The organism is Rhizobium sp. 05N49, assembly GCF_056396805.1.
Genome location: NZ_JBFTME010000009.1, coordinates 35,578 through 58,089, shown reverse-complemented (window position 1 = coordinate 58,089; position 22,512 = coordinate 35,578). Strand labels below are relative to the sequence as shown.

Here is a 22,512-nt window from a genome sequence, read left to right as displayed (position 1 = left end):
TCTTACGCGGTCAAGCCCATGCCGGATTTGTCACGTGCGGTTGCCGGCAAGCTTTTCCGAGAGCGTATTGACCTGCTCCTGTGCGGCACGATCCGCAGGATAGACGTCCAGAACACGCTCCCAGGCCTTGAGTGTAATCTCGTCATTGCCTGTGGTGGCGAGGATGGCCGCCATGCCTGAGAGGGCGCCGAAATGACGGGGCTCGAGCTTCAGCACCTGTTCGATGTCGGCCATCGACTTACGATAGTTGCCGAGCACGAAGTTCAGCGTTGCACGACGGTTCCAGCTTTCGGCATAGGTCGGTTTAAGCGCGATGGCTTCATCGAGAAAATCGAGCGCTGCCGGATTACGCTTGTCTTCGATCGCCTTGTCGGCCCATTGCATCAGGAGATTGATCGTCGCGCTGTTGGAATCGTTCCATTCCATGCGGATCTGATTGGCGATGCTGCTTGCCTTTTCGGGATCGCGCTCGCGTTTCAATTGACCATAGAGTTGGTCGAGACGCTGCTTCGGCGACGAATCGGCATTATCAGGCTGTTCGACAATAACATCCTTCTGCTGTGCGACAGCAGGAAGGGCAGGAGCAAACAGGATGAGGGCAAGCGGCAGCGCCGCTGAGGTCATAGCAAAAAAGCGCATGGCGGACATATTAGCCCGCCACTGCTGAAGATCAAACAAATTTGACGTGATCACCGAAGCGACCCACCGATATGCGCGCCCGTGGGCACGCAACCGGATATGCGTACAATCAGCCCTGACGAGCCTTGTAGCGCGGGTTCTGCTTGTTGATGATGTAGATGCGGCCCTTACGGCGAACGAGACGGTTGTCACGATGACGCGCCTTGAGCGACTTGAGCGAATTCTTGATCTTCATTTTTCTGATCCGCGATGTTTCTGGGGGAATTCACATTCGCCCGTGTCTTTTAACAATCAAAAGCGCGCCGGCTGGGCGCGCTCTTTAGGTGGGGGAGCAGATAACCCGACCTCTGCCCTGTGTCAACCACGTGAAGGCTTTTTTCCGTGGGTTTCAGGCGCTGGGGGGCACCAGTTCAGGAGGCTTTACCCGTCAGCGTCGTCACATGACCCATCTTCCGGCCAGGCCGCGACTCTGTCTTGCCGTAGAGATGCACCAGCGTATCGTCGCGTTTCAACCAGTCCGGAACAGCAAGGATATCTTCGCCAATCAGGTTCTGCATCACGCAATTGGAGTGGCGGCGCGGGTTGCCGAGAGGCAAGCCGGCCACGGCACGAATATGTTGCTCGAATTGCGAGACGATGCAGGCCGCTTCCGTCCAATGGCCGGAATTGTGGACGCGCGGTGCCATCTCGTTGGCGACGAGGCTGCCATCGGCAAGCACGAAGAACTCGATGCCGATGACGCCGACATAGTCGAGCGCGCCCAGAATTCGTTCGGCCGCCTTGCGCGCCGCCTCGGCGGTGGTGGCGGAGATTGTCGCCGGAATTGTCGAAGTGTGCAGGATGCCGTTGCGGTGGACGTTTTCGGCCGGGTCGAAGCAGAGCACGGTACCGTCGGTAGCGCGCGCTGCGATGATCGAGACCTCGCGTTCGAAGGCGATGAAGCTTTCGAGGATGAGCGGCACAGAGCCAAGTTCCGCATAGGCGCCGTCAGGATTGTCGGCCGGCGAGCGGAACACCTTCTGGCCCTTGCCGTCATAGCCCAGGCGCCGGGTCTTCAATACGCCCTGGCCGCCGAAATCCTTCAGTGCCTGCTCGAGATCGGCCTGGCTGTCGATGGCGTGGAAACGGGCTGTCGGAATGTTGCAACCGTTGATGAAGAGCTTTTCGACCAGCCGGTCCTGAGCAGCTTCCAGCGCCTTCGGGGGCGGGTAGACCGGCACGCTCTTTGCCAGCGTTTCGGCAGCGGCGACGGGCACGTTCTCGAATTCGTAGGTGACGACGTCGCAAAGCCCCGCCAGTTCGGCGAGCGCTGAAGGGTCGTCATAGGCGGCGGTGATCTGGCTGTTGGCGAGCTGCGCGGCGGGGCTATCGGCTTGCGGTTCCAATATCACCGTGCGGAAATTCAGCCGTGCTGCGGCCATGGCAAGCATGCGGCCGAGCTGGCCGCCGCCGATAATGCCTATCGTCCTTACCATCAGAGATCGTCCATCGGATATTCGGCGACGGAGGCGCTCTGGCGCTCGCGCCATTCGTCGAGGCGCTCGGCGATCTCCTCGTCGGAAAGGGCGAGTACGGCAGCGGCAAGAAGGGCCGCATTGATCGCGCCGGCCTTGCCGATGGCAAGCGTGCCGACGGGGATACCGCCCGGCATCTGGACGATGGACAACAGGCTGTCCTGGCCGGACATGGTCTTGGACTGCACAGGCACACCGAAAACCGGCAGCGGCGTCATGGATGCTGTCATGCCAGGAAGGTGAGCCGCGCCGCCAGCGCCCGCGATGATGATCTTGAAGCCCTCGGCGCGCGCGCCCTTGGCGAACGTCACGAGCCGGTCAGGTGTACGATGAGCAGAGATGATGCGTGCATCATACTCGATTTCCAGCGCCTCCAGCGTATCGGCAGCATTCTTCATGGTCTCCCAGTCGGACTGGCTACCCATGATGATGGCGACTGGCGGTCTGTCTGTTATCGTCACAATCGTTCCTTCAGGCGATGATGTCAGGGATGATCTGGTCTTCCAGCTTGGAGAGCTTGTCCTTGATGACCAGCTTCTTCTTTTTCATGCGCTGGATGCGGAGGGCGTCGCAGCCCGTCTCAATCATGGCGTTGATCGCGGCGTCGTAATCCTCGTGCTCCTGACGCAGACGCGCCGCCATGAGCCTGATTTCCGCCTGTTCCTGATCGGCCATTTGCATTCCCCATAATCGTCTTCGGACCTTGTCCGGTCTGCCGATAATTTCCGCAAGCTCCTATCACCAAATAGAGGTAACGGGAAGTTAGTGTTGATCATGAATTTGCCGCTTAGTCTTCATCTTTTGGCCTTCGACAAGCCTTCAAAAATGTGTCACAGTCCGCTGGTTGACACCTTGGATCCCTGGCAATGGATGGCTGGGGAAGGGTAAGAGGAAGGAAGGGTCAAATGACTGTTCAAGCTCATCTTGAATCGCTCCAGAAAAAGCATGTCGCTCTCGAGGAGGAGTTGCATGCCCTGAGAACATCTCCCTCTATTTCCGATACTGAACTTGCCGAATGCAAGCGCCGTAAGCTGCGCATCAAGGACGAGATCGAGCGTCTCAAGTCATCCGTCCATTGATCTTTCCAGGCTATCGCCGGACATTAGTCTTGTGAAAGAAAAGGTGAAATTCCCCAATTTTCTCGACTATCAAGCAAGACCCGGTGAATAACCGAAATCGAGCGCCAGTCCCTTGCATGCGGCATCGGGCTGGCGTTTTTGCGAGAAGAGGGCGCCTTCAGGCCCAGAACTGATCCAGCCAAAGATTGAGCTTGTCGAAACCACGGTTGTTGACCGTGTAGATGCGCCTCGTTCCTTCCGAGGTCACGGAAACAAGGTTGCTTTCGAGCAATGCCTTCAGGTGCTGCGACACGGCGGGACGGCTGATCGGCAGACCCTCGGCAAGCTCATTGACCGTCTTTGGAGCGCGCCGCAATTCCTCCAGCAAGAACCGCCGGTTCGGATCGGCAATCGCAGAGAAGGGGTCCGTGTTCGACATGTCAAAAAGCTACGTCAAACGGGCCTTTCCAGCAAGGAAATTGTGCATCGCAACGGAATGCAACCCTATCCAAGCACCCCTTCGCGCAAGATCAGGAAGGCAGCGATCAGCGCCATAGTATACATAAAAGGGTAGAATATCTGCGGCTTCATGCGACGTACACACCATGCACCGGCCATTGTCGCCAGCGGAGCGAAGGGCACAAGCGTGGCTGAGGTCAGAAGATTGCGGGTGTCGAGTTGGCCGAGCGCGAAATAAGGAACAAGCTTTATGGCGTTCAGAATGGCGAAGAAGCGTACGCTGGTGCCGGTGAATTCGCGTGGCGGCAGCTTGAGCGGCAGGGCATAAATCTGGAAAGGCGCGCCGCCGGCATGGGCGACGAAGCTGCCATAGCCGGAAAACGTGCCCCAGAGGCTTGCCAGTACCGGGCGTTGGGGACGCGGTGGGACGACTATCCCCTTGCCGGGGCCGAAATTATTCCAGAAGTAACGCAGGCAGAAGGCCACCGTGACGGCACCGATGAGAACGCGCAATACGCTGCCTGGCACGAGAGCGGAGGTCGCCCAGCCGAAGGTGATGCCGAGAATAGCGCCAGGCAGCATGATCTTCAGCGTCGTCCAGTCGCCATGCTGGCGCCAGATCGCCAGCGAGATCATGTCCATGAAGACGAGAATGGGAAGCAGGATCGCGGCGGCTTCCACGGGAGCGACGACGAGGGCGAGAAAGGGAAGGCCGATCAGCGACAAAGCGTCGCCCATCCCGCCTTTGGCAAGCCCGACGAGAATGACAGCCGGGATTGCGGCGTAGTAGAATGACAGATCTTGCGGCATGCTTTTGAAGTTCCTCCCCTTGCAAGCCCCCTCTATCGGAATTACTCACTCAAAACGAGTGCGGATCCGCCATAGAGCGGGAAAAACCGCCGCAGATGGAAAGACTTCATGACCGAACCGGAAAACCGCTGCCGCCTTGTTCTCGTTCTGCCCGATATCGCCGATGCCGATGAGCGGGCGAAGATCGTCGCCGATGCGCTGAAAGGCGGTGATGTCGCGTCCGTTATCCTGCCGCAATACGGTCTTGACGACGGCGCCTTCCAGAAGCATGCGGAAAAGCTCGTTCCCATTATTCAGGGTGCGGGTGCCGCGGCGCTGATTGCCGGCGACAGCCGCGTCGTCGGTCGCGCGAAGGCCGATGGCCTGCACATCACCGGACCGGCAAGCGAGATTGCGGATGCAATCGATCGTTATGCGGACAAGTTGATCGTCGGCGGCGGCAATGCCGCCGACCGGCATACGGCGCTGGAAGTCGGCGAGGAGCGGCCGGATTACATCTTCTTCGGCAAGCTCGACGGCGACATCAAGCCGGAGGCGCATCCGAAGAACCTGGCGCTTGCCGAGTGGTGGGCGTCGATGATCGAAATCCCGTGCATCGTCATGGGCGGCACTGATCCGGCCTCCGCCCTTGCCGTTGCGCAGACCGGGGCAGAGTTCGTGGCGATGCGCATGGGCGTATTCGCCGAGCCGGCTCAGGCGCCCTCGATCGTGGCTCAGATCAATGCCCTGCTTGACGAAAAAGCGCCACGGTTTGAGGATTGATATCGCGCTTATGCCGATCCCCGCCCGCTTTTCGAGATGCGCTCTCTTTTGTATAGCCGCCTTATTGGCGGCTCGGACGGAGTTTGCGCAGGCACAGGCGAATGAAACCGTTACCGAGCGCTCGCCAACGCCAAGCCAGACATTCCGTACCGACCGACCGCAGCCCCCGCAGGGGATTGAGCCGTCTGACGGCGTCGGGGTTTTCGATCGCATGGGTGCGAAGCTGCCCGATCTGCCACCTGAAAAGCCATATACGGGTGCGATTGACGAGGCGTTCGGCGCCTATCAGCGTGGCTACTATCTGACCGCCATGGACAAGGCGCTGCCACGCGCACAGCTCGGCGATCCGGCGGCCCAGACGCTGATTGCCGAAATTCTGTCGCAGGGCCTCGGTGTCAAGCGCGATATGAAGAACGCTGCCTTCTGGTACGGCAAGGCGGCAGAGGGCGGCGATCCGACCGCCATGTTCAAATATGCGTTGCTCCTGATGGAGGGCAACAATGTCACGCGAGACAAGGCGAAGGCCGACGAATATATGCGCAAGGCGGCAGATGGCGGAAATTCGTCAGCCGAATTCAACTGGGGCCAAACGCTCGTAGCCGACAATCCCGGGGACAAGGGATTGAAGCTTGCCCTGCCTTATTATGAAAAGGCAGCAGAGCAGGGCATCGCAGACGCGCAATATGCGGTAGCGCAGATCTACCAGCAGGTGCCCGACCTGCCCGAAGACAAGAAGCAACTGGCACGCGAATGGATGGCGCGCGCGGCGCGGGCGGGCTTCGATACGGCTCAGCTCGACATGGGTATCTGGCTGATCAACGGCGTCGGTGGGCCGAAGGATTACGTGCGTGGCTTCGAATGGATGAAGCTTGCGGCCAACCGGGGCAATGTCGCCGCGCAGAACAAGCTCGCACATCTTTACGTCAATGCAATCGGCACGGCACCCGATCCGGTCGAGGCGGCCAAGTGGTACGTCCTGTCACGGCGTGCAGGATTGAGCGATCCCTCGCTTGAGGATTTCTATCTCGGCATCGAAGACGACCAGCAGAAGGCGGCGATCGAAGCGGCGAACAAGTTCCGCCGCATCAATTAAGCTGCGGCCTTTCTAAAAGAGAGCGTCCTCGAACAAGTCCTCGTCGCTCTGGGCTTTGGCGGGCTCGGCAGGCGCCATTGTTGTTGTTTCCTCGTTGGCGGGAATGATGTTGCGATGGACATTGCGTTCCTGCACCATCGTGTAGAGCTTGAAGATCTTGCGGTCGAGCGGGCCAATTGCTTCGGCAATGTCGGAAATATCGGCGATCTGATCGCCGGCCACGGTTTCCAGCACGTCGGCGCAGCGGGCAAGCACGTCACCGAGATCATGCTGGAAATCGAGTTTGCCGATCAGCAGGTTGATCTTGGTCGCGACCTCGCGGCCATGTTCGGCAAGGACTTTGAGTTCGTCTTCCATCAGGTTGGCCGCGGAGCGGATCGTGCCGACGGCCGAGGTGAGGCTTTCGGCAAGGCCGCCGTTCCTGGAGCCGGCGGCGGGGGCAACGCGCCCTGCCGAGGCTTCGAGCGCAGGCAGGCCATTGACGATGGCATCGGCTGAATCATCCAGCTTGCCGGCAAAGATGCGCAATTCGGCGGTGACGACGTTGATCGACTTGCCTTCTTCGCCGAGACGGCTGCAGCGCAGGTTGGTATTGAGCGCCATGTAGTGGATATCGGTCTTGACCGCGCGGATCGCCTCGATGGACTGCAGAAGCGTTGCGGCGGTGCCGATCGTCGACTGGCTGACCTGGTCGGCTTGACGGCTTGCCACATCGACCTGCTTGACGATCTCGTGAGCGGCGGAGACGCTCGATTCCAGCGCGCGCATGAAGTTCCCACCGCTGCCGTCGCTCTGACCGCTCATCTGGTCGCGCAATCTCAGAATTTCCTGCGTATCCTGGCTGAAGCTTGCGATGGTCTTTACGACATTACGGGAATCCCGCTGGAAGTCGGTGCACATCTCAGCCATCTGCGCGGCTGTCAGGTGATGAATGACGTTCTGCAGGCGCTTGCGTCCATCGGCATTGAGCTTGGCGCCGTCTTCGCTTGCGAGGAAATCCTCGAGCAGCGAGAAGGTGCTCTGCACATGTTCGATGCGCTGGCGAGTGATATCGCCGATCTGCAGCGCCGAAAGAGTGGAGGCGACCTTGCCCTGCACGCCACGGGCGATTGCGCCTACATCGCGGGCGATGGTGCCGAGGCTCTGGCGGTGGTCGGCAATCTTCTTTGCGTCATCCTTCAGCGCCCTGGCGACTGCCGGAACGGTGTCGGCGTAGCTCTTGGAAAGATTGTTGCCGAAGGAGAGGGCGAGCTTGACCTCCTTCTGCAGGCTGTCGAGATGGGTGGCGAAGCGGTTGACTTCGTCTGTCCCTGAATAGATGCGCTCAAGGATTTCCTGAGCGAAGCCTGCAAATTCGGCGAGGCCCGCACCCGTTATCTTTACCGTCACTGCGAAGGTGCGCAGGTAGCGCATCGTCTCCTGCATATCAGCGACATGCCGGTGCAGTTCCGAGCCGGTCTGGGCAAGTGCCGTCAGAGCCTGCTGGCGTTTTTCCTCAGAGCCCGGAAGCTCGATCAGGTTCTGGACGGTCGCATTGAGATCGGCGCTGGTGTCACTCGCCTCATTGTTGTCCAGCGCCTTGGTGATCTGGTCCAGTGACGTCAACAGACGATTGAGGACATCCATCACTGAAAGCAGGACTGTACCACCTTCGAGGAAGCGTTCCTCCACCTGGGCGCGGGCCGACTCCAGGGTCTGGCTGATATCCGAACCTGGTGCCAAAAATGCAGTCTGTGCCGATGCCGTCGCGTTTGTCACATTTGTACCTTTACTTATGAACACAGGCAATTTGACTCTATTTTTACGGGCAGGATGGAAACGGCAGGTAAACGCCGCAGACTCGTAAACGTTGTGATTAACAACCCATAAAACTATTCGGCAAGATTTTATAAGCTTCCTATAAATTGTTGTCTATCATATTGTTTTTTCAAGTTATTTTATAATATGAGAAAGCTTCAGTATAAATTATCCCGGATAAGAATTCAGGGAGTCGGGACTCGCGCCAATTGCATTTTCCTACAACCGCTGTTTACGCGCTGTTAAGCCTGTCATGAGAGTCCTTTTATGGTCGTTAAGTATTTCTCCGACCATGGAGGCTGCATTGGATACTCAGGCAAAATATTTCGAATCTATATCCCTTCCGGAAACTCTGAGCATTCGTAATGCTTCGGAAGTATATGCGAAGATTATTGATCGGTTTCGCGACAATAATAGTATTGCCGTAAGTCTTCCCGAAAACGCGGAGGCGGATCTGAGTTTTCTTCAGCTCATCGAATCCGCCCGTCGTCAGGCCAAGGCCGAAGGCAAGACTTTTACCCTTTCAGCTCCGGCCAGCGGTTCGCTTCTCAAGGTTCTTGAACGCGCCGGATTTATGGAAGTCTTCGATCAAGAAGACCAGAAGTTCTGGTTGCATAAAGAGGTGACATTATGAGCGCAAACATCCTGACCGTCGACGATTCCGCCAGCATCCGGCTGACCACCAAGGTCACGCTGACCAATGCAGGTTACACCGTCACCGAAGCCGTCAATGGCGCCGAGGGTCTGGCAACCGCCAAGAGCGGCAATTTCGACCTGATCGTCACCGACCTCAACATGCCCGTCATGGATGGGCTGACGATGATCGAGGAACTGCGCAAGCTGCCCGCCCAGGCCGGCGTGCCGATCATCTTCCTGACGACGGAATCCGACGCGGACCTCAAGGCCCGTGCCAAGGCCGCCGGTGCCACCGGCTGGCTCACCAAGCCGTTCGATCCGGAAAATCTCGTTAAGATCGTGAAGAAGGTTCTCGGCAGATGAGCTCGCTTGATCCAGTCGCAGTCTTCCGAACCGAAGCGGCCGAATGCCTCGAGGCGATCGAAGCCGGCCTTCTCGACCTTAATCACGACCTCGAAAACAGGGATCTCGTCGACGCTGTCTTCCGCGGCCTTCATACGTTGAAGGGTTCGGGTGCCATGTTTGGCTTCGAGGCGCTTGCGGCTTTCACGCATCATTGCGAAACGGCCTTCGACCGTGTTCGCAAGGGCGAGGTGCCGGCAACCGCCGAGCTCGTCGCCGCCGTTCTTGCCGCGCAGGATCACATGCGCGCCCTTGTCGAGCAACCCGATGCCGATCATGGTGATACCGGCCACAAGCTGCTTGCCCAGCTCCAGGCAGCGGTCGGCGGCAAGTCGGAGGCCAAAGAGGCCACAGCGCCTGTGGCTGCAGCACCTGTCGTCGCCGGTCCCGTCAAGAAGAAAACGACGTGGCGCATCCGTTTCAGCCTTCCGGCGAATTCCATGGCCAACGGCACCAACCCGCTCGGCCTTCTGGATGAATTGCGCGATCTCGGCGAATGTACCGTCCGCGCAAACAGATCGGGAATTCCGCTACTCAACGATCTGGTCCCGACAGAACTTCACGTTTCCTGGGACGTCGTTCTGACGAGTGAACAGGACCGTTCCGCCATCGACGACGTCTTTATCTTCGTCATGGATGACATGGAGCTCGATGTTCAGGAAATCGCCGGTCCGCAGGACGCAACGATCGAAGCAAAGAAAGACGTAACTCCTGCCGCAGCAGCTGTCGCTCCAGTGCCCGCCGCTGCTCCGGAATTCCGCCCCGTCGAGGCGGTTCCGGTGAAGCGCGAGGCGGCAGCTCCTGTTCAGGCGGCAGCCCAGGCGAAAGCGCAGGAAAACGTCCGCGTTCCGGCCGAACGCCTGGACGAACTGATGGACCGCGTCGGCGAGCTCGTCATTGCCCAGTCGCGCCTTAGTCAGCTGGCAAGCTCCAGCTCGGATATAGCGCTACGCTCGGTTTCGGAAGAAATCGAACGTCTCTCCGGCGAGCTGCGCGACACGATGATGGTGTTGCGCATGGTGCCGGTCGGGACGCTCTTCTCGCGCTTCCGCCGTCTCGTCCACGATCTCGCCCGCGAAACCGGCAAGGTGATCGAGCTCGTTACCGAAGGTGAGACCACCGAAGTCGACAAGACCGTCATCGAGCGTCTGGCCGATCCGCTGGTCCACCTCGTCCGCAATTCGATAGACCACGGTCTCGAGCCGCCGGCCGAGCGCCTTGGCGCCGGCAAGACCGAAGCCGGCACGGTGACGCTTGCTGCCCACCAGTCTGGCGGCGAGGTCATCATCTCCATCAAGGATGACGGCCGTGGCATCAACCGTGACCGCGTTCGCGCCAAAGCGGAATCCTCCGGCCTCATCGCGCCCGGCCAGCCGCTTTCCGATCAGGAGTTGCTGCAGCTCATCTTCGCTCCGGGCTTCTCGACCGCAGCGGCGATCACCAATCTGTCCGGTCGCGGTGTCGGCATGGACGTCGTCAAGAAGACGGTCGAGGCGCTGCGCGGCACGATCGATATCGTCAGCCTGCCCGGGCAAGGCTCGGAAGTTTCTCTCCGCATTCCGCTGACGCTCGCCATCATCGACGGTCTGCTGGTGCGAGTGGGTTCCGGCCGCTACGTCATCCCGCTCTCGGCGGTCGAGGAATGCCTCGAACTGTCGCTGGAAGAAGATCTCCGCTCTCGCGGCCGCTCGTTCATCTCGCTGCGCGACAGCCTGGTTCCGTTCCTCAGGCTTCGCGATCTCTTCCGCACAGGCACCAAGCCGGACGTCCACCAGAAAGTGGTCGTCATCTCGACGGGCACCGAACGTGTCGGTCTGGTGGTCGACCAGATCATCGGCGACCACCAGACGGTCATCAAGTCGATGTCGAAACTGCACAACGACGTGGCGACCTTCTCTGGCGCCACCATTCTCGGCGACGGCAGCGTCGCTCTCATTCTTGACGTCGGGCATCTCGTTGCCGCGGGTCAGCAACAGGAGGCGCAATTGCGCGTGGCAGGATGAGCACAGCAACAGCCGAAAAATTCGACAAGCACTGGAATTACGCTGAGGAAGTCGAGGTTCTGACCTTCGATCTCAATGGCGAAACCTTCGCTCTGGAAGCAGTCATCGTACAGGAAATCCTGGACCTGCTTCCCGAGACTGCGGTACCTGGCGCTCAGCCTTTCGTTGCCAGCGTCATCAACTTCCGCGGCAAGGTCATTCCGCTTGCCGATCTTCGCCTCGCCTTCGGGATGGAGGCTTCGGAAGCGACAATAGACAGCCGCATCATCGTCATCGAAGTCGATCTGCAGGGGGAGCAGACCCTCGTCGGTATCCGTACCGACAAGGTGAACGAGGTGACGACGCTGACGAAAAACGCCAGCGAGCCTCCGCCGAGCGTGGGTATGCGGTGGCGCGCGGATTATATCAACTGCCTGGTCAAGAGGGGTGGTGAGTTCATCATCCTCCCGAATTTGCAGGCGATTTTCTCATCGAGGCATGAGACGGCGGGGGCCGTCAACTAGCCGGGGGCCAATCACTGAGGGGTTAAGACGATGCGATTGACGATCAAGACAAAGCTGGTGACAGCGTTCACCTTTATCATCTTCATGCTGATAGGCACGGCCGCCTACGGCATCTTCAGCCTCGGCTCGCTGAACGATACGATCGGCAACCTTCTTGCCGGTCCTGCTGCGCGCCTCGACCTGGCGCAACAGATCAACATCGCCCAGCTTGAAGCCATCCGCCAGCAGAAGAACCTTCTGACTGCACGCAACGCCGATGACGCTTCCGGCGCCATCGAAAAGGGCGCCAAGGCCCGCAAGGACTTCGCCGATGCATTCGCTGCCGTGACGAAACTCGCCACCGAGGAAGGCAAGGCGCGTTGGGAGCGCGTTGCCCAACTCTCCGCGACATTCAATCAGGCCGACGACCAGATTCGAGATTTCATCAAGGGCGGCAATATGGACGGCGCCAACAATATCTCGGTCACGACGGCTCGCCAGGCGGCCAACGATATAGACGCCACGCTCGACGAAATTCTGGCGCTCGAAAAACAGCGCATGCAGGATGCAGACGACAGCGCCGAGCAGCAGTACGGCACGACACGCACGATGATGATCGCGGTTGCCGCCGCAGCGTTGCTGATCGCTGTCCTCACGGCGTTCTGGATCGCAAATACCATCAGCAAGGGTCTCAACCGCGCCAACACTGTTGTCCGTGAAGTTGCCGAAGGCGACCTGACCAAGATGGCCGAAATCACCACGCATGACGAGATCGGCGAACTGCTCGGCAACGTCAACGTCATGATCGAACGCCTTCGCGGTGTCGTCGCCGATGCACTGTCTGCCGCCGACAATGTCTCTTCGGGCAGCCAGGAACTGTCGGCCAGCTCCGAGCAGGTCTCGCAGGGTGCGACCGAACAGGCGGCATCGGCTGAAGAGGCCTCCGCTTCGATGGAGCAGATGGCTGCGAACATCAAGCAGAATGCCGATAATGCCGCGCAGACCGAAAAGATCGCCCGCCAATCCGCCAAGGATGCGGAAGCTTCCGGCGACGCCGTCAACCGCGCCGTCGACGCGATGCGCACGATTGCCGAGAAGATCGGCATCGTTCAGGAAATCGCCCGCCAGACCGATCTGCTCGCCCTGAATGCCGCCGTCGAAGCCGCACGTGCAGGCGAACATGGCAAGGGTTTTGCGGTCGTTGCTTCGGAAGTGCGCAAGCTTGCCGAACGCAGCCAATCGGCCGCCGCGGAGATTTCCTCCATGTCAAGCGACACGGTCAAGGCTGCCCGCGACGCCGGCGAAATGCTCGGCCGCCTGGTTCCGGACATCCGGAAGACTGCGGAGTTGGTCTCCGAGATCAGCGCTGCCTGCCGTGAACAGGATATCGGTGCCTCACAGATCAACGAAGCGATCCAGCAGCTCGACAAGGTGACCCAGCAGAATGCCGGTGCTTCGGAAGAGATGTCGGCCACTTCGGAGGAGCTTGCTGCTCAGGCCGAGGAACTGCAGGCTTCGATCGCCTTCTTCAAGGTTGATACGGCAGGCGCGACCCGCGCTGGTGTACGGAAGACCGCCACAAAGACTTCTGCAAAGGTGGTGAAGACTCCGGCCGCCGCCACTCCACGCAAGCCGGCTCCGGCGACGCATAGCCATAATCACGGCAATACCGTTGCTTCCCAGCAGGCGCGTGCCAAGGGCTTTGCCCTGGACATGTCGATGGGCGGTCCGGACGCCGGTGACGACGATTTCCGCGAAAGCGCTTAAGCGCTTCGCCGATATGAGCATCGCCGCGGACTTCTTGCCCGCGGCTTACTGAAGACCCGACGTGTGTATGCGTCGGTATCGATCGGCAGATGTCCGCCTGCTAGGTTAAACAGGCAGGCGGAGCATCGGATTTCCCTTCCGCAAGATGGGACCTTCCGCAGTCAGACGCGCTGCGGTTTTGCAAGCCGATCGTAATTTCCGGCAGGGTCCGTGACGACGGGCGCGCGGAATGAGCGGCAATGTATCTCCCGCAACCGAATATTCTGCATGCATGCCGTCATAAGCGGCAGAATGACGATCCATGCCCGGACGTCGCGCAACGCCCCCAGCTCTGTCGATCTACTTCAAGGAAGTATTCAAATGCGCTTCACGATCAAGGCAAAGTTAGCCATCGCCTTCGGGCTTCTCATTGCCGTCACCCTCTGCTGCGCAGGCTTCGGCATGCGTGGCGTCAGCCTCGTCGCTTCCATGCAAGATGAACTGCTGACCGGTCCGGTTCGCCAGGACGGCTATGCATCCAACCTCGCGAGAGCCTTCGACTCGCTCAATGTCGCGGAAAGCGACCTTCTGCTTGCGACGACGCCTCAGAGAACGCAGCAGGCAGTTTCGGAGATGGAAGCGCAGCGCAAGGCATTCGAACAGGCTCTGAAGGAAGGTCAGGAAAGCGCTGGCGACGGCTTCAAGGAAAAGTGGGAAGCGATTAGCGCCTTCTGGTTGGACTACACGAAGCTCAACGATAACATCCGTGAGCTGGCGCTCAATGGCCAGCGCGACCGCGCAATCGAGGTAAACCAGACGGACGGCGATGTCGCTTCGGAAAAGCTTGACGCGCTGACGGAATCCCTGGCTGGCCTGACGCGCGCCTCGATCAGCGAAGGTGACGAAAGCGCCGACGCGGCATTCCGCAGCACCTTTACGACGCTGATGATCATTGCCGGCGTCGGCGTGGTGCTCTCGATCGTTGCGGCTCTCTGGATCGCGATCAACATCATCACCGGTCTTTCCAAAGTGCGCAGCGCGGCCAATGCGGTTGCCATCGGCGACCTCAACCAGACGATCAACGTGCGCACCAATGATGAGATCAAGGATCTCGTCACGACGATGAATGTGATGACAGCCAATCTGCGCTCCACGGCCGACGTGGCGAATGCCATCGCTGCGGGCGATCTTTCGATCGATGCGAAGCGGCTTTCGGATAAGGACGCGCTCGGTATCGCGATGGAAGATATGATCGCCAATTTGCGTGCAACCGCGCACATCGCCGGTCAGATTTCGAATGGCGACCTGACGGTTTCCCCGAAGCCGCTTTCCGACAAGGATGTTCTGGGCGTTGCGCTCGAACAGATGGTCGAACGTCTGCGTGGTGTCGTCGCCGACGCTATCGCCGCGGCCGAAAACGTCTCGTCCGGCAGCCAGGAGCTTTCGGCGAGCTCCGAACAGGTGTCGCAGGGTGCGACCGAACAGGCGGCTTCCGCTGAAGAGGCTTCCGCCTCGATGGAAGAGATGGCAGCCAATATCAAACAGAACGCCGATAACGCGGCCCAGACCGAGAAGATTGCTCGCCAGTCCGCCAAGGATGCCGAGACTTCTGGCGATGCGGTCAACCGCGCTGTTGCGGCCATGCGCACGATTGCCGAGAAGATCGGCATCGTTCAGGAAATTGCCCGTCAGACCGACCTGCTTGCTCTAAACGCCGCCGTAGAGGCTGCTCGCGCCGGCGAACATGGCAAGGGTTTTGCGGTCGTCGCCTCGGAAGTGCGCAAGCTCGCGGAGCGCAGCCAGTCGGCTGCCGCTGAGATTTCCTCCATGTCCAGCGACACGGTGAAGGCCGCTCAGGAAGCCGGCGACATGCTCGGCCGCCTGGTTCCGGACATCCGCAAGACGGCCGAACTGGTCTCCGAGATCAGTGCAGCCTGCCGCGAGCAGGATATCGGCGCGGGGCAGATCAACGAAGCAATCCAGCAGCTCGACAAGGTAACCCAGCAGAATGCCGGTGCCTCCGAAGAGATGTCGGCAACGTCGGAAGAACTGGCGACCCAAGCTGAGGAACTGCAGGCCTCGATCGCCTTCTTCAAGGTCGACATGGCCGGCAACCGCCTGTCGCACGCTCCTGCTGCCAAGGTCACGGTTCGCAGGCCGGCTCCAACTGCAGCCCGCAAGTCGGTCGCCAAGAAGGCCGCGCCCGCCAACACGGTTTCTGCCCAGCAGGCACGCGCCAAGGGCTTTGCCCTGGACATGTCGATGGGTGGTCCCGACGAGGGGGATGCAGAGTTCAGGGAAAGTGCCTGAGCGCTTGCCACGTTGATGCTGTCAGGGGCTCGGCATTCGGCCCCTGACACAGGCTTTCGGTGCCCAGGAACGCCGGAGGCAAGATCGCAATTTCTTCGATAACCGTTTTCGCCTGCCGGAATGTTTTTGCTGCGTGATATCGCGCCAAGGAAACCACCGGTCCACACTTATTCCGTCGCTTTCAAATAGGGGTATTGCGATGCGCATCACGATCAAGCTCAAGCTCGCGGCCGCATTCGGCTTCGTCATACTGCTGCTAATGGGTAGTGCAGTCTTTGGAATTATCAGCCTCAGTTCGCTGAACGATGCCGTAGGCAACCTGATCGCAGGCCCTTCAAAAAGCCTGGAGCTGGCTCTGGAAGCCAAAGCTGCCGAGCTCGATGCCATCAGGTGGCAGAAGAACGCCCTTCTGGAAATGGATCCTGAAACGGCCAAGAAACACTACGAAAACTCGGCAAGAAGCATGGATGAAATGCTCGCCTTCGCGACCGGCGGCCAGCAGATCGCAACGGCTGATAGCAAGCCGACATGGGACAGGCTGATCGAGCTGAGCAAACGTTTCGTTGATGGTTCCAACAAAGTCGCCTTGATCCACGAAAGCGGCGACAGGGCAGGGGCCACGGCTTATTCCGGTGGTGAGGTTCGCGCCATCGTCACGGAGCTGGAAGACGTCTTCACCGCGCTTGTCACGCATCAGCAGAAGGCGATGACCCAGGCCGACGACGATACGGAAACCCTCTACGGCAACACCAGAAACCTGCTGATCGGCATTGCCATCGGCGCCTCCGTCATCGCTTTCGCTGCCGCGCTGTGGATCGCGCTCGGCATCAGCAGCGGTCTGCGCAAGATCATGAATGTCGCCAACGCCGTCGCCATTGGTGATCTGAACCAGAAGGTCGAGATCAAGAGCAATGACGAGATCAAGGATCTGGTGAACACGATCAACGTCATGACGGATAATCTGCGCAATACCGCGGGCATCGCAAACGAGATCTCGAATGGTGACCTCAGCGTTACGCCGAAACCGCTCTCCGACAAGGATACGCTCGGCATTGCCATGCTCGGCATGGTGAACAACCTGCGCGCCACCGCCGATATTGCCAACCAGATCGCAGAAGGCGATCTCTCGGTCGAGGTCAAACCACTTTCAGCCAAGGATACGCTTGGCATCGCGATGCAAAGCATGGTCGCCAACCTTCGCGCCACAGCCGAAATTGCCACCCAGATTGCCGGGGGCGACCTGACAGTCTCTCCGAAGGCGCTCTCGGCCAAGGATACGCTCGGCACCGCGCTGGAACAGATGGTGGAGCGCCTGCGCGACGTCGTTGCTGATGCAATTGCGGCCGCCGAAAATGTTTCGGCCGGCAGCCAGGAGCTTTCGGCGAGTTCGGAGCAGGTGTCGCAGGGCGCCACCGAGCAGGCCTCTGCGGCCGAGGAAGCCTCCTCCTCAATGGAGGAGATGGCCGCCAACATCAAACAGAATGCCGACAATGCCGCCCAGACGGAAAAGATCGCGCGTCAATCCGCCAAGGATGCCGAGATGAGCGGGAGCGCCGTTTCCCGCGCCGTCGAGGCCATGCGCACGATCGCCCAGAAGATCAGCATCGTTCAGGAAATCGCTCGCCAGACCGATCTTCTCGCCCTCAATGCTGCAGTCGAGGCCGCCCGTGCCGGCGAACATGGCAAGGGCTTTGCGGTCGTCGCTTCCGAAGTTCGAAAGCTTGCCGAACGCAGCCAGTCGGCAGCAGCGGAAATCAGCGCCATGTCGAGCGATACCGTCACGGCCGCCCAGGAGGCTGGCGATATGCTCGGCCGCCTGGTGCCTGATATCAGGAAGACCGCGGAACTCGTGGCGGAGATCAGTTCGGCATGCCGCGAGCAGGATGTCGGTGCGTCGCAGATCAACGAGGCGATCCAGCAGCTCGACAAGGTAACCCAGCAGAATGCGGGCGCTTCCGAGCAGATGTCTGCGACGTCGGAAGAGCTCGCCGCCCAGGCCGAGGAACTGCAGACCTCCATCGCCTTCTTCAAGGTGGATACGGCAGGCGGCAAGGCAATGGCGGCTAGTGGCCGCCAGGGCCGCGCACCGGCCGCCAAGGTGACCACGCGTAGCCCGGCTGCGTCTGCAGCCCGTAAGGCAGCTTCCGCCAACGGCGTTGTTGCTCAGCAGGCCCGCGCCAAAGGCTTTGCCCTCGATATGTCCATGGGCGGACCGGACACGACTGACGATGATTTCCGGGAAAGTGCTTAGGCGCCTCCCCGCGGACAGACGTCGGGGCCACAGCAACAGCGGCCCCGTTATGGCCGACGCATGGACGCGTCGGGACACACCGGCCCAGCCGGCAACGCATGAAGCGTTTTTACGGCGGCACAATGTGTCATTTCGCGGGATATCCGCAGCAGTCCTGAAGGGGTCTTGGAATGCGCTTCACGATCAAACTCAAACTGAGCCTGGTGTTCGGTTTCATCGTTCTCTTGACCTGCGCAATGGCCGGTCTTTCGATCTACAATCTCTCGTCGCTCAATGACGACATCTCGGTCATGGTTGCTGGCCCGGTCGCCAACCTGCGTGACTCCGGTGATCTCTCCGATGCGGTGATGCGCTCGATCCGTTCCGAAAAGGACGCGATCATCAACACGGATCCGACGAAGATCACCGGCTATGTCGACGAAATCTCCCAGAGCCGCGATCAGATCAAGACACTGCAGGCGCGTCTTGCTGCATCGCCTGATCCGGATATCCGCAACAGCATGAGCGAATTCGGCGATCTCTACGGTAAATGGACGTCCCTGCAGGACCGTGTTGCCGATCTCGCCAGGCAGAATACCAATGAATCCAACACGCAGGCCGGCGCTCTTTCGATGGGGGAAGGCCAGCAGGTTACGAACCAGCTTCTCGCCATCCTCTCGAAGCTGAACGATACGGTTACGGGCAATGTCGGCGAGACCGACGCGGCCACCAACGAACAATATGCGCAGTCACGCAACATGCTCATCTTGATGACGATCGGCCTGATCGTCGTATCCTCGGCCGCTGCGATCTGGATCCTGCTCAACATCTCACGCGGCCTGAAACGCGCCGTTCAGCTTGCAGATGCCGTCAGCATTGGTGACCTCGAACAGAATATCGATCACAAGAGCAACGACGAAATTCGCGACCTGGTCAATTCCATGTCGAGGATGACCGGCAACCTGCGTAACACGGCGCAGATCGCCAACCAGATCTCGAACGGCGACCTTACGGTTTCCCCGAAGCCCCTGTCGGAGAAGGATACGCTGGGCATTGCTCTGGAGCAGATGGTGGAACGTCTGCGCGGTGTCGTTGCCGACGCGATTGCTGCGGCCGAAAACGTCTCGTCCGGCAGCCAGGAGCTTTCGGCGAGCTCCGAACAGGTGTCGCAGGGTGCGACCGAACAGGCGGCTTCGGCTGAAGAGGCTTCCGCTTCGATGGAGGAGATGGCCTCCAACATCAAGCAGAATGCCGATAACGCTGCCCAGACGGAGAAGATCGCCCGCCAGTCGGCCAAGGATGCTGAACTGTCGGGTGAAGCGGTCTCACGCGCTGTTCAAGCCATGCGCACGATTGCCGAGAAGATTGGCATCGTTCAGGAAATTGCCCGTCAGACCGACCTGCTTGCTCTAAACGCTGCGGTCGAAGCCGCGCGGGCCGGCGAACATGGCAAGGGTTTTGCGGTCGTCGCTTCGGAAGTGCGCAAGCTTGCCGAACGCAGCCAGTCGGCCGCCGCTGAAATCAGTGCGATGTCCGGCGATACGGTCAAGTCCGCGCAGGAGGCCGGCGACATGCTCGGCCGCCTAGTTCCGGATATCCGCAAGACGGCCGAACTGGTCTCCGAGATCAGTGCGGCCTGCCGCGAGCAGGATATTGGCGCAGCCCAGATCAACGAAGCAATCCAGCAGCTCGACAAGGTGACCCAGCAGAATGCCGGCGCCTCCGAAGAGATGTCGGCAACGTCGGAAGAACTGGCGACCCAGGCTGAGGAACTGCAGGCCTCGATCGCCTTCTTCAAGGTCGACATGGCCGGCAACCGCCTGTCGCACGCTCCTGCTGCCAAGGTCACGGTTCGCACGCCGGCTCCGGCTGCGGCCCGCAAGTCGGTCGCCAAGAAGGCCGCGCCCGCTAACACGGTTTCTGCCCAGCAGGCACGCGCCAAGGGCTTTGCTCTGGACATGTCGATGGGCGGTCCCGACGAGGGGGATGCCGAGTTCAAGGAAAGCGCCTGAGTATCAGGTCCTTCCAATATATTAACAGGCGTCCCCGATAATGGGGCCGCCCGAATCCAAGGAAAGCGGTTGATCATGGCGACAACATCTCTGGAAGCTCAATTCGTGACCTTCAGCCTCGGCGAGGAGATCTTCGCCGTTCCGGTTGAGGTGGTGCGCGAAATCCTCGACTACGCCGAAGCATTCAAGATTCCGAACGGTCCCGACTATCTGCTCGGTCTGCGCGATGTGCGCGGACAGGGCGTCCCGACGATCGACCTGCGCCTGAAGCTCGGCATGTCGAAGACAGTGCCGACGCCGCATACGCGTGTGCTGGTTCTCGACGTTCCCATGGAAAATCGCCTTCTGACGCTCGGCCTCGTTGCCGACCGCGTTTTCGAAGTGACGCCGTTCCGCCGCGACCAGATCGAAGCTGCGCCCGATATCGGCGTACGCTGGCGATCGGATTACATTGCAGGCGTGGTGCGCCGTGAGAACGGCTTCGTTGTCATCGTCGACCTTGCCCGGCTTCTGTCGCGCGAGGACGCCTCTGTCCTGCAATCGGCCGCCTGAGGCCCTCAAGACTACCCGGAGTGTTGCGTGTTATGAGTATGGCAGCGGTAGAAGCCCAGTTGCCGGGCGACAGGATCAGCAAGCGTAATTTCGACAAGCTGGCGCGGTTCATCTACGACTATAGCGGCATCAAGATGCCGCCGACGAAGCTGACGATGCTGGAGGGTCGGCTGCGCCGGCGCCTGCGCGCCACGCGCCATGCGAGCTTCGACGATTATTGCGATTTCCTGTTCAACGAGGGGGGCCTCGATCAGGAGACCATCTACCTGATCGATGTCGTAACGACCAACAAGACCGACTTCTTCCGGGAAGCCAAGCATTTCGAATATATGCAGACCGTCGCCCTGCCGACGCTTGCCGACAGCGGCCTGCGCACGATCCGCACATGGAGTTCTGCGTGCTCGACCGGCGCCGAGCCCTACACGATGGCAATGGTGCTGGCTGAATTCGTCGAGAGCCGCAGCGACGTGTCCTACAATGTGCTCGCGACTGATCTCTCCACCGATGTCCTGCAGACGGCGCGCCGGGGCATTTATGCAGAGGATCTGGTCGCCCCGGTGCCGCGCGACCTGCAGAAGAAATATGTTATGGTTGCCAAGCAGCAGGGCCGCCGTGAAGTTCGGATCTCGCCGAAGCTGCGCAGCCGTGTCGGCTTCGCCCGCATGAACCTGATGGATGAGAAATATCCTGTCGGCGACATGATGCACCTGATCTTTTGCCGCAACGTGCTGATCTACTTCGACAAGCAGACGCAGGCCGGTGTGCTCACCCGTCTCTGCGGCTGCCTGGCGAAAGGCGGTTACATGTTTATCGGTCACTCGGAATCGATTACCGGCTTCGACCTTCCCCTGAAGCAGGTTTCGAACACGGTGTTCCAGCGCATCTGAGAGGGGTCCTATGGCCAAGAAAGTCCGCGTCCTCATCATCGACGATTCCGCCAGCGTCAGGCAGACGCTGACACGGGTTCTGGAAGAAGACCCGGAGATCGAAGTCATGGCCGTCGCCTCCGATCCATTCATGGCGGCGCGCAAGATCCAGGAAGAGATCCCTGACGTCATCACCCTGGATGTCGAGATGCCGCGCATGGATGGCATCACCTTCCTGCGAAAGCTCATGTCGCAACGACCGATTCCGGTCGTCATGTGCTCCTCGCTGACGGAGGCGGGTTCGGAAACTCTGCTGCAGGCGCTTGAGGCGGGTGCCGTCGATATCATCCTGAAATCGAAGATCGGAGCGGCGGATAGCCTGGCAGACGATGCCATGCGCATCCGCGAAGTGGTCAAGAGCGCTTCGCATGCGCGGCTTGCCAATACGCGCCGTGCTGCGGGAAGCGTCCGCTCGGCCTCGGCGGAAGGGCCGGCCAAGAAGCTGACGGCCGATGCGATGCTGCCGCCGCCAAGCGGTCGGGCAATGGCGAAGACAACTGAAATGGTCGTCTGCGTCGGTGCTTCTACGGGCGGAACGGAAGCCCTGCGCGAATTTCTGGAAGCGCTGCCGGCCAATGCGCCAGGCATGGTCATCGTCCAGCACATGCCGGAGAAGTTCACCGCAGCATTCGCCAAACGTCTCAACGGTCTCTGTGAAGTCGAGGTCAAGGAGGCGGCCGATGGTGATCCGGTGTTGCGCGGTCACGTGCTGATCGCGCCGGGCGACAAGCACATGCTGCTGGAGCGTCAGGGCGCGCGATATTACGTATCCGTCAAACCCGGCCCGCTGGTTTCCCGCCACCGTCCGTCCGTTGATGTGCTGTTCCGTTCCGCTGCCCGTTCTGCGGGGTCGAACGCGATGGGGATCATCATGACGGGAATGGGGGACGATGGTGCGCGCGGCATGCTGGAAATGCATCAGGCCGGCGCCTACACGGTTGCCCAGGACGAGGCGAGTTCGGTCGTCTTCGGCATGCCGAAGGAAGCGATCGCCAAGGGCGGCGTCGACCGTATCCTGCCGCTCGACCAGATCGCCCGCGAAGTGCTGATCACACAGCAGAAGTCTTGAATTCCGAATTGA

At 60.0% G+C, this 22,512-nt stretch carries 22 protein-coding genes; 14 read left to right on the top strand and 8 right to left on the bottom strand.

From position 1 onward, the window contains the following. Positions 1-30 precede the first annotated feature (30 nt). The 5 genes from AC1DF8_RS19075 to AC1DF8_RS19055 form a co-directional block, all read right to left on the bottom strand. Positions 31-648, bottom strand: a complete 618-nt coding sequence (locus AC1DF8_RS19075; RefSeq protein WP_112544069.1) for a tetratricopeptide repeat protein — start codon at positions 646-648, stop codon at positions 31-33. Between the two features lie 100 nt (positions 649-748). Beyond that, positions 749-874 carry a type B 50S ribosomal protein L36 gene (gene ykgO / locus AC1DF8_RS19070; RefSeq protein ID WP_007826467.1) on the bottom strand — a complete coding sequence of 42 codons (126 nt, stop codon included), beginning with the start codon at positions 872-874 and terminating at the stop codon, positions 749-751. Between the two features lie 175 nt (positions 875-1,049). Beyond that, the gene (locus AC1DF8_RS19065; protein ID WP_478154628.1) at positions 1,050-2,117 is read right to left on the bottom strand and encodes a 5-(carboxyamino)imidazole ribonucleotide synthase; all 1,068 of its coding nucleotides are present in this window, start codon (positions 2,115-2,117) and stop codon (positions 1,050-1,052) included. Next, positions 2,114-2,608, bottom strand: a complete 495-nt coding sequence (gene purE, locus AC1DF8_RS19060; RefSeq protein WP_112544476.1) for a 5-(carboxyamino)imidazole ribonucleotide mutase — start codon at positions 2,606-2,608, stop codon at positions 2,114-2,116. The genes AC1DF8_RS19065 and purE overlap by 4 nt, the downstream gene beginning before the upstream one ends. A gap of 16 nt (positions 2,609-2,624) precedes the next feature. Beyond that, positions 2,625-2,828, bottom strand: a complete 204-nt coding sequence (locus AC1DF8_RS19055; protein WP_029868736.1) for a YdcH family protein — start codon at positions 2,826-2,828, stop codon at positions 2,625-2,627. A 230-nt stretch (positions 2,829-3,058) separates the two neighbouring features. Between AC1DF8_RS19055 and AC1DF8_RS19050 the strand changes: the two genes are divergently transcribed. Next, on the top strand, positions 3,059-3,232 hold the full coding sequence (locus AC1DF8_RS19050; RefSeq protein ID WP_007826474.1) for a YdcH family protein: 174 nt from the start codon (positions 3,059-3,061) through the stop codon (positions 3,230-3,232). A 157-nt stretch (positions 3,233-3,389) separates the two neighbouring features. Here the strand turns inward: AC1DF8_RS19050 and AC1DF8_RS19045 are convergent, their stop codons facing one another. Both AC1DF8_RS19045 and AC1DF8_RS19040 read right to left on the bottom strand, forming a co-directional pair. After that, positions 3,390-3,650, bottom strand: coding sequence for an ArsR/SmtB family transcription factor (locus tag AC1DF8_RS19045; protein ID WP_029868735.1), 261 nt, complete (start codon positions 3,648-3,650; stop codon positions 3,390-3,392). Between the two features lie 65 nt (positions 3,651-3,715). Then, complete coding sequence (locus tag AC1DF8_RS19040) at positions 3,716-4,480, bottom strand: sulfite exporter TauE/SafE family protein (protein WP_478154444.1); 765 nt, start codon at positions 4,478-4,480, stop codon at positions 3,716-3,718. 108 nt (positions 4,481-4,588) lie between these two features. On the opposite strand from AC1DF8_RS19040, the gene AC1DF8_RS19035 reads away from it, so the two are divergent. Beyond that, positions 4,589-5,242: a thiamine phosphate synthase gene (locus tag AC1DF8_RS19035; RefSeq protein ID WP_478154443.1), complete on the top strand. Its 654-nt coding sequence runs from the start codon at positions 4,589-4,591 to the stop codon at positions 5,240-5,242. A 10-nt stretch (positions 5,243-5,252) separates the two neighbouring features. Next, positions 5,253-6,335 carry a tetratricopeptide repeat protein gene (locus tag AC1DF8_RS19030; RefSeq protein WP_113015541.1) on the top strand — a complete coding sequence of 361 codons (1,083 nt, stop codon included), beginning with the start codon at positions 5,253-5,255 and terminating at the stop codon, positions 6,333-6,335. Between the two features lie 12 nt (positions 6,336-6,347). On the opposite strand, the gene AC1DF8_RS19025 is transcribed toward AC1DF8_RS19030, so the two are convergent. Further along, on the bottom strand, positions 6,348-8,093 hold the full coding sequence (locus AC1DF8_RS19025; protein ID WP_113204508.1) for a chemotaxis protein: 1,746 nt from the start codon (positions 8,091-8,093) through the stop codon (positions 6,348-6,350). A gap of 343 nt (positions 8,094-8,436) precedes the next feature. Between AC1DF8_RS19025 and AC1DF8_RS19020 the strand changes: the two genes are divergently transcribed. The 11 genes from AC1DF8_RS19020 to AC1DF8_RS18970 all read left to right on the top strand — a co-directional run bounded on the left by AC1DF8_RS19020 (position 8,437) and on the right by AC1DF8_RS18970 (position 22,500). Beyond that, entirely contained in the window at positions 8,437-8,766 is a 330-nt protein-coding gene (locus tag AC1DF8_RS19020; RefSeq protein ID WP_113117311.1) for an STAS domain-containing protein, read from the top strand. Beyond that, a complete protein-coding gene (locus tag AC1DF8_RS19015) occupies positions 8,763-9,131 on the top strand; it encodes a response regulator (protein ID WP_112544064.1) in 369 nt (122 codons plus the stop codon). The genes AC1DF8_RS19020 and AC1DF8_RS19015 overlap by 4 nt, the downstream gene beginning before the upstream one ends. Further along, entirely contained in the window at positions 9,128-11,173 is a 2,046-nt protein-coding gene (locus AC1DF8_RS19010) for a chemotaxis protein CheA (RefSeq protein ID WP_478154442.1), read from the top strand. The genes AC1DF8_RS19015 and AC1DF8_RS19010 overlap by 4 nt, the downstream gene beginning before the upstream one ends. Then, complete coding sequence (locus AC1DF8_RS19005) at positions 11,170-11,676, top strand: chemotaxis protein CheW (RefSeq protein ID WP_112544062.1); 507 nt, start codon at positions 11,170-11,172, stop codon at positions 11,674-11,676. Before AC1DF8_RS19010 ends, AC1DF8_RS19005 begins: the two co-directional genes overlap by 4 nt. 30 nt (positions 11,677-11,706) lie before the next feature. Next, positions 11,707-13,422: a methyl-accepting chemotaxis protein gene (locus AC1DF8_RS19000; RefSeq protein WP_478154441.1), complete on the top strand. Its 1,716-nt coding sequence runs from the start codon at positions 11,707-11,709 to the stop codon at positions 13,420-13,422. 360 nt (positions 13,423-13,782) lie between these two features. Beyond that, complete coding sequence (locus tag AC1DF8_RS18995) at positions 13,783-15,711, top strand: methyl-accepting chemotaxis protein (protein WP_478154440.1); 1,929 nt, start codon at positions 13,783-13,785, stop codon at positions 15,709-15,711. Between the two features lie 199 nt (positions 15,712-15,910). Next, positions 15,911-17,962 carry a HAMP domain-containing methyl-accepting chemotaxis protein gene (locus AC1DF8_RS18990; protein ID WP_113145556.1) on the top strand — a complete coding sequence of 684 codons (2,052 nt, stop codon included), beginning with the start codon at positions 15,911-15,913 and terminating at the stop codon, positions 17,960-17,962. Between the two features lie 170 nt (positions 17,963-18,132). Next, the gene (locus AC1DF8_RS18985) at positions 18,133-19,953 is read left to right on the top strand and encodes a HAMP domain-containing methyl-accepting chemotaxis protein (protein WP_478154439.1); all 1,821 of its coding nucleotides are present in this window, start codon (positions 18,133-18,135) and stop codon (positions 19,951-19,953) included. A gap of 75 nt (positions 19,954-20,028) precedes the next feature. Further along, positions 20,029-20,505, top strand: a complete 477-nt coding sequence (locus AC1DF8_RS18980; RefSeq protein ID WP_029869063.1) for a chemotaxis protein CheW — start codon at positions 20,029-20,031, stop codon at positions 20,503-20,505. A 32-nt stretch (positions 20,506-20,537) separates the two neighbouring features. Next, positions 20,538-21,392, top strand: a complete 855-nt coding sequence (locus AC1DF8_RS18975; RefSeq protein ID WP_112968826.1) for a CheR family methyltransferase — start codon at positions 20,538-20,540, stop codon at positions 21,390-21,392. Between the two features lie 10 nt (positions 21,393-21,402). After that, the gene (locus AC1DF8_RS18970; RefSeq protein WP_112968827.1) at positions 21,403-22,500 is read left to right on the top strand and encodes a protein-glutamate methylesterase/protein-glutamine glutaminase; all 1,098 of its coding nucleotides are present in this window, start codon (positions 21,403-21,405) and stop codon (positions 22,498-22,500) included. The last annotated feature ends 12 nt before the right edge of the window (positions 22,501-22,512 follow it).

Bases quoted from the DNA above. Each gene is read 5' to 3' on its own strand.
- AC1DF8_RS18995 (WP_478154440.1), top strand. From the start codon at position 13,783: ATGCGCTTCACGATCAAGGCAAAGTTAGCCATCGCCTTCGGGCTTCTC.
- AC1DF8_RS19030 (WP_113015541.1), top strand. From the start codon at position 5,253: ATGCCGATCCCCGCCCGCTTTTCGAGATGCGCTCTCTTTTGTATAGCC.
- AC1DF8_RS19015 (WP_112544064.1), top strand. From the start codon at position 8,763: ATGAGCGCAAACATCCTGACCGTCGACGATTCCGCCAGCATCCGGCTG.
- AC1DF8_RS19050 (WP_007826474.1), top strand. From the start codon at position 3,059: ATGACTGTTCAAGCTCATCTTGAATCGCTCCAGAAAAAGCATGTCGCT.
- AC1DF8_RS18975 (WP_112968826.1), top strand. From the start codon at position 20,538: ATGAGTATGGCAGCGGTAGAAGCCCAGTTGCCGGGCGACAGGATCAGC.
- AC1DF8_RS19005 (WP_112544062.1), top strand. From the start codon at position 11,170: ATGAGCACAGCAACAGCCGAAAAATTCGACAAGCACTGGAATTACGCT.
- ykgO (WP_007826467.1), bottom strand. From the start codon at position 874: ATGAAGATCAAGAATTCGCTCAAGTCGCTCAAGGCGCGTCATCGTGAC.
- AC1DF8_RS19075 (WP_112544069.1), bottom strand. From the start codon at position 648: ATGTCCGCCATGCGCTTTTTTGCTATGACCTCAGCGGCGCTGCCGCTT.
- AC1DF8_RS18980 (WP_029869063.1), top strand. From the start codon at position 20,029: ATGGCGACAACATCTCTGGAAGCTCAATTCGTGACCTTCAGCCTCGGC.
- AC1DF8_RS19040 (WP_478154444.1), bottom strand. From the start codon at position 4,480: ATGCCGCAAGATCTGTCATTCTACTACGCCGCAATCCCGGCTGTCATT.
- AC1DF8_RS19000 (WP_478154441.1), top strand. From the start codon at position 11,707: ATGCGATTGACGATCAAGACAAAGCTGGTGACAGCGTTCACCTTTATC.
- AC1DF8_RS18970 (WP_112968827.1), top strand. From the start codon at position 21,403: ATGGCCAAGAAAGTCCGCGTCCTCATCATCGACGATTCCGCCAGCGTC.
- AC1DF8_RS18990 (WP_113145556.1), top strand. From the start codon at position 15,911: ATGCGCATCACGATCAAGCTCAAGCTCGCGGCCGCATTCGGCTTCGTC.
- AC1DF8_RS18985 (WP_478154439.1), top strand. From the start codon at position 18,133: ATGCGCTTCACGATCAAACTCAAACTGAGCCTGGTGTTCGGTTTCATC.
- AC1DF8_RS19010 (WP_478154442.1), top strand. From the start codon at position 9,128: ATGAGCTCGCTTGATCCAGTCGCAGTCTTCCGAACCGAAGCGGCCGAA.
- AC1DF8_RS19055 (WP_029868736.1), bottom strand. From the start codon at position 2,828: ATGGCCGATCAGGAACAGGCGGAAATCAGGCTCATGGCGGCGCGTCTG.
- AC1DF8_RS19035 (WP_478154443.1), top strand. From the start codon at position 4,589: ATGACCGAACCGGAAAACCGCTGCCGCCTTGTTCTCGTTCTGCCCGAT.
- AC1DF8_RS19045 (WP_029868735.1), bottom strand. From the start codon at position 3,650: ATGTCGAACACGGACCCCTTCTCTGCGATTGCCGATCCGAACCGGCGG.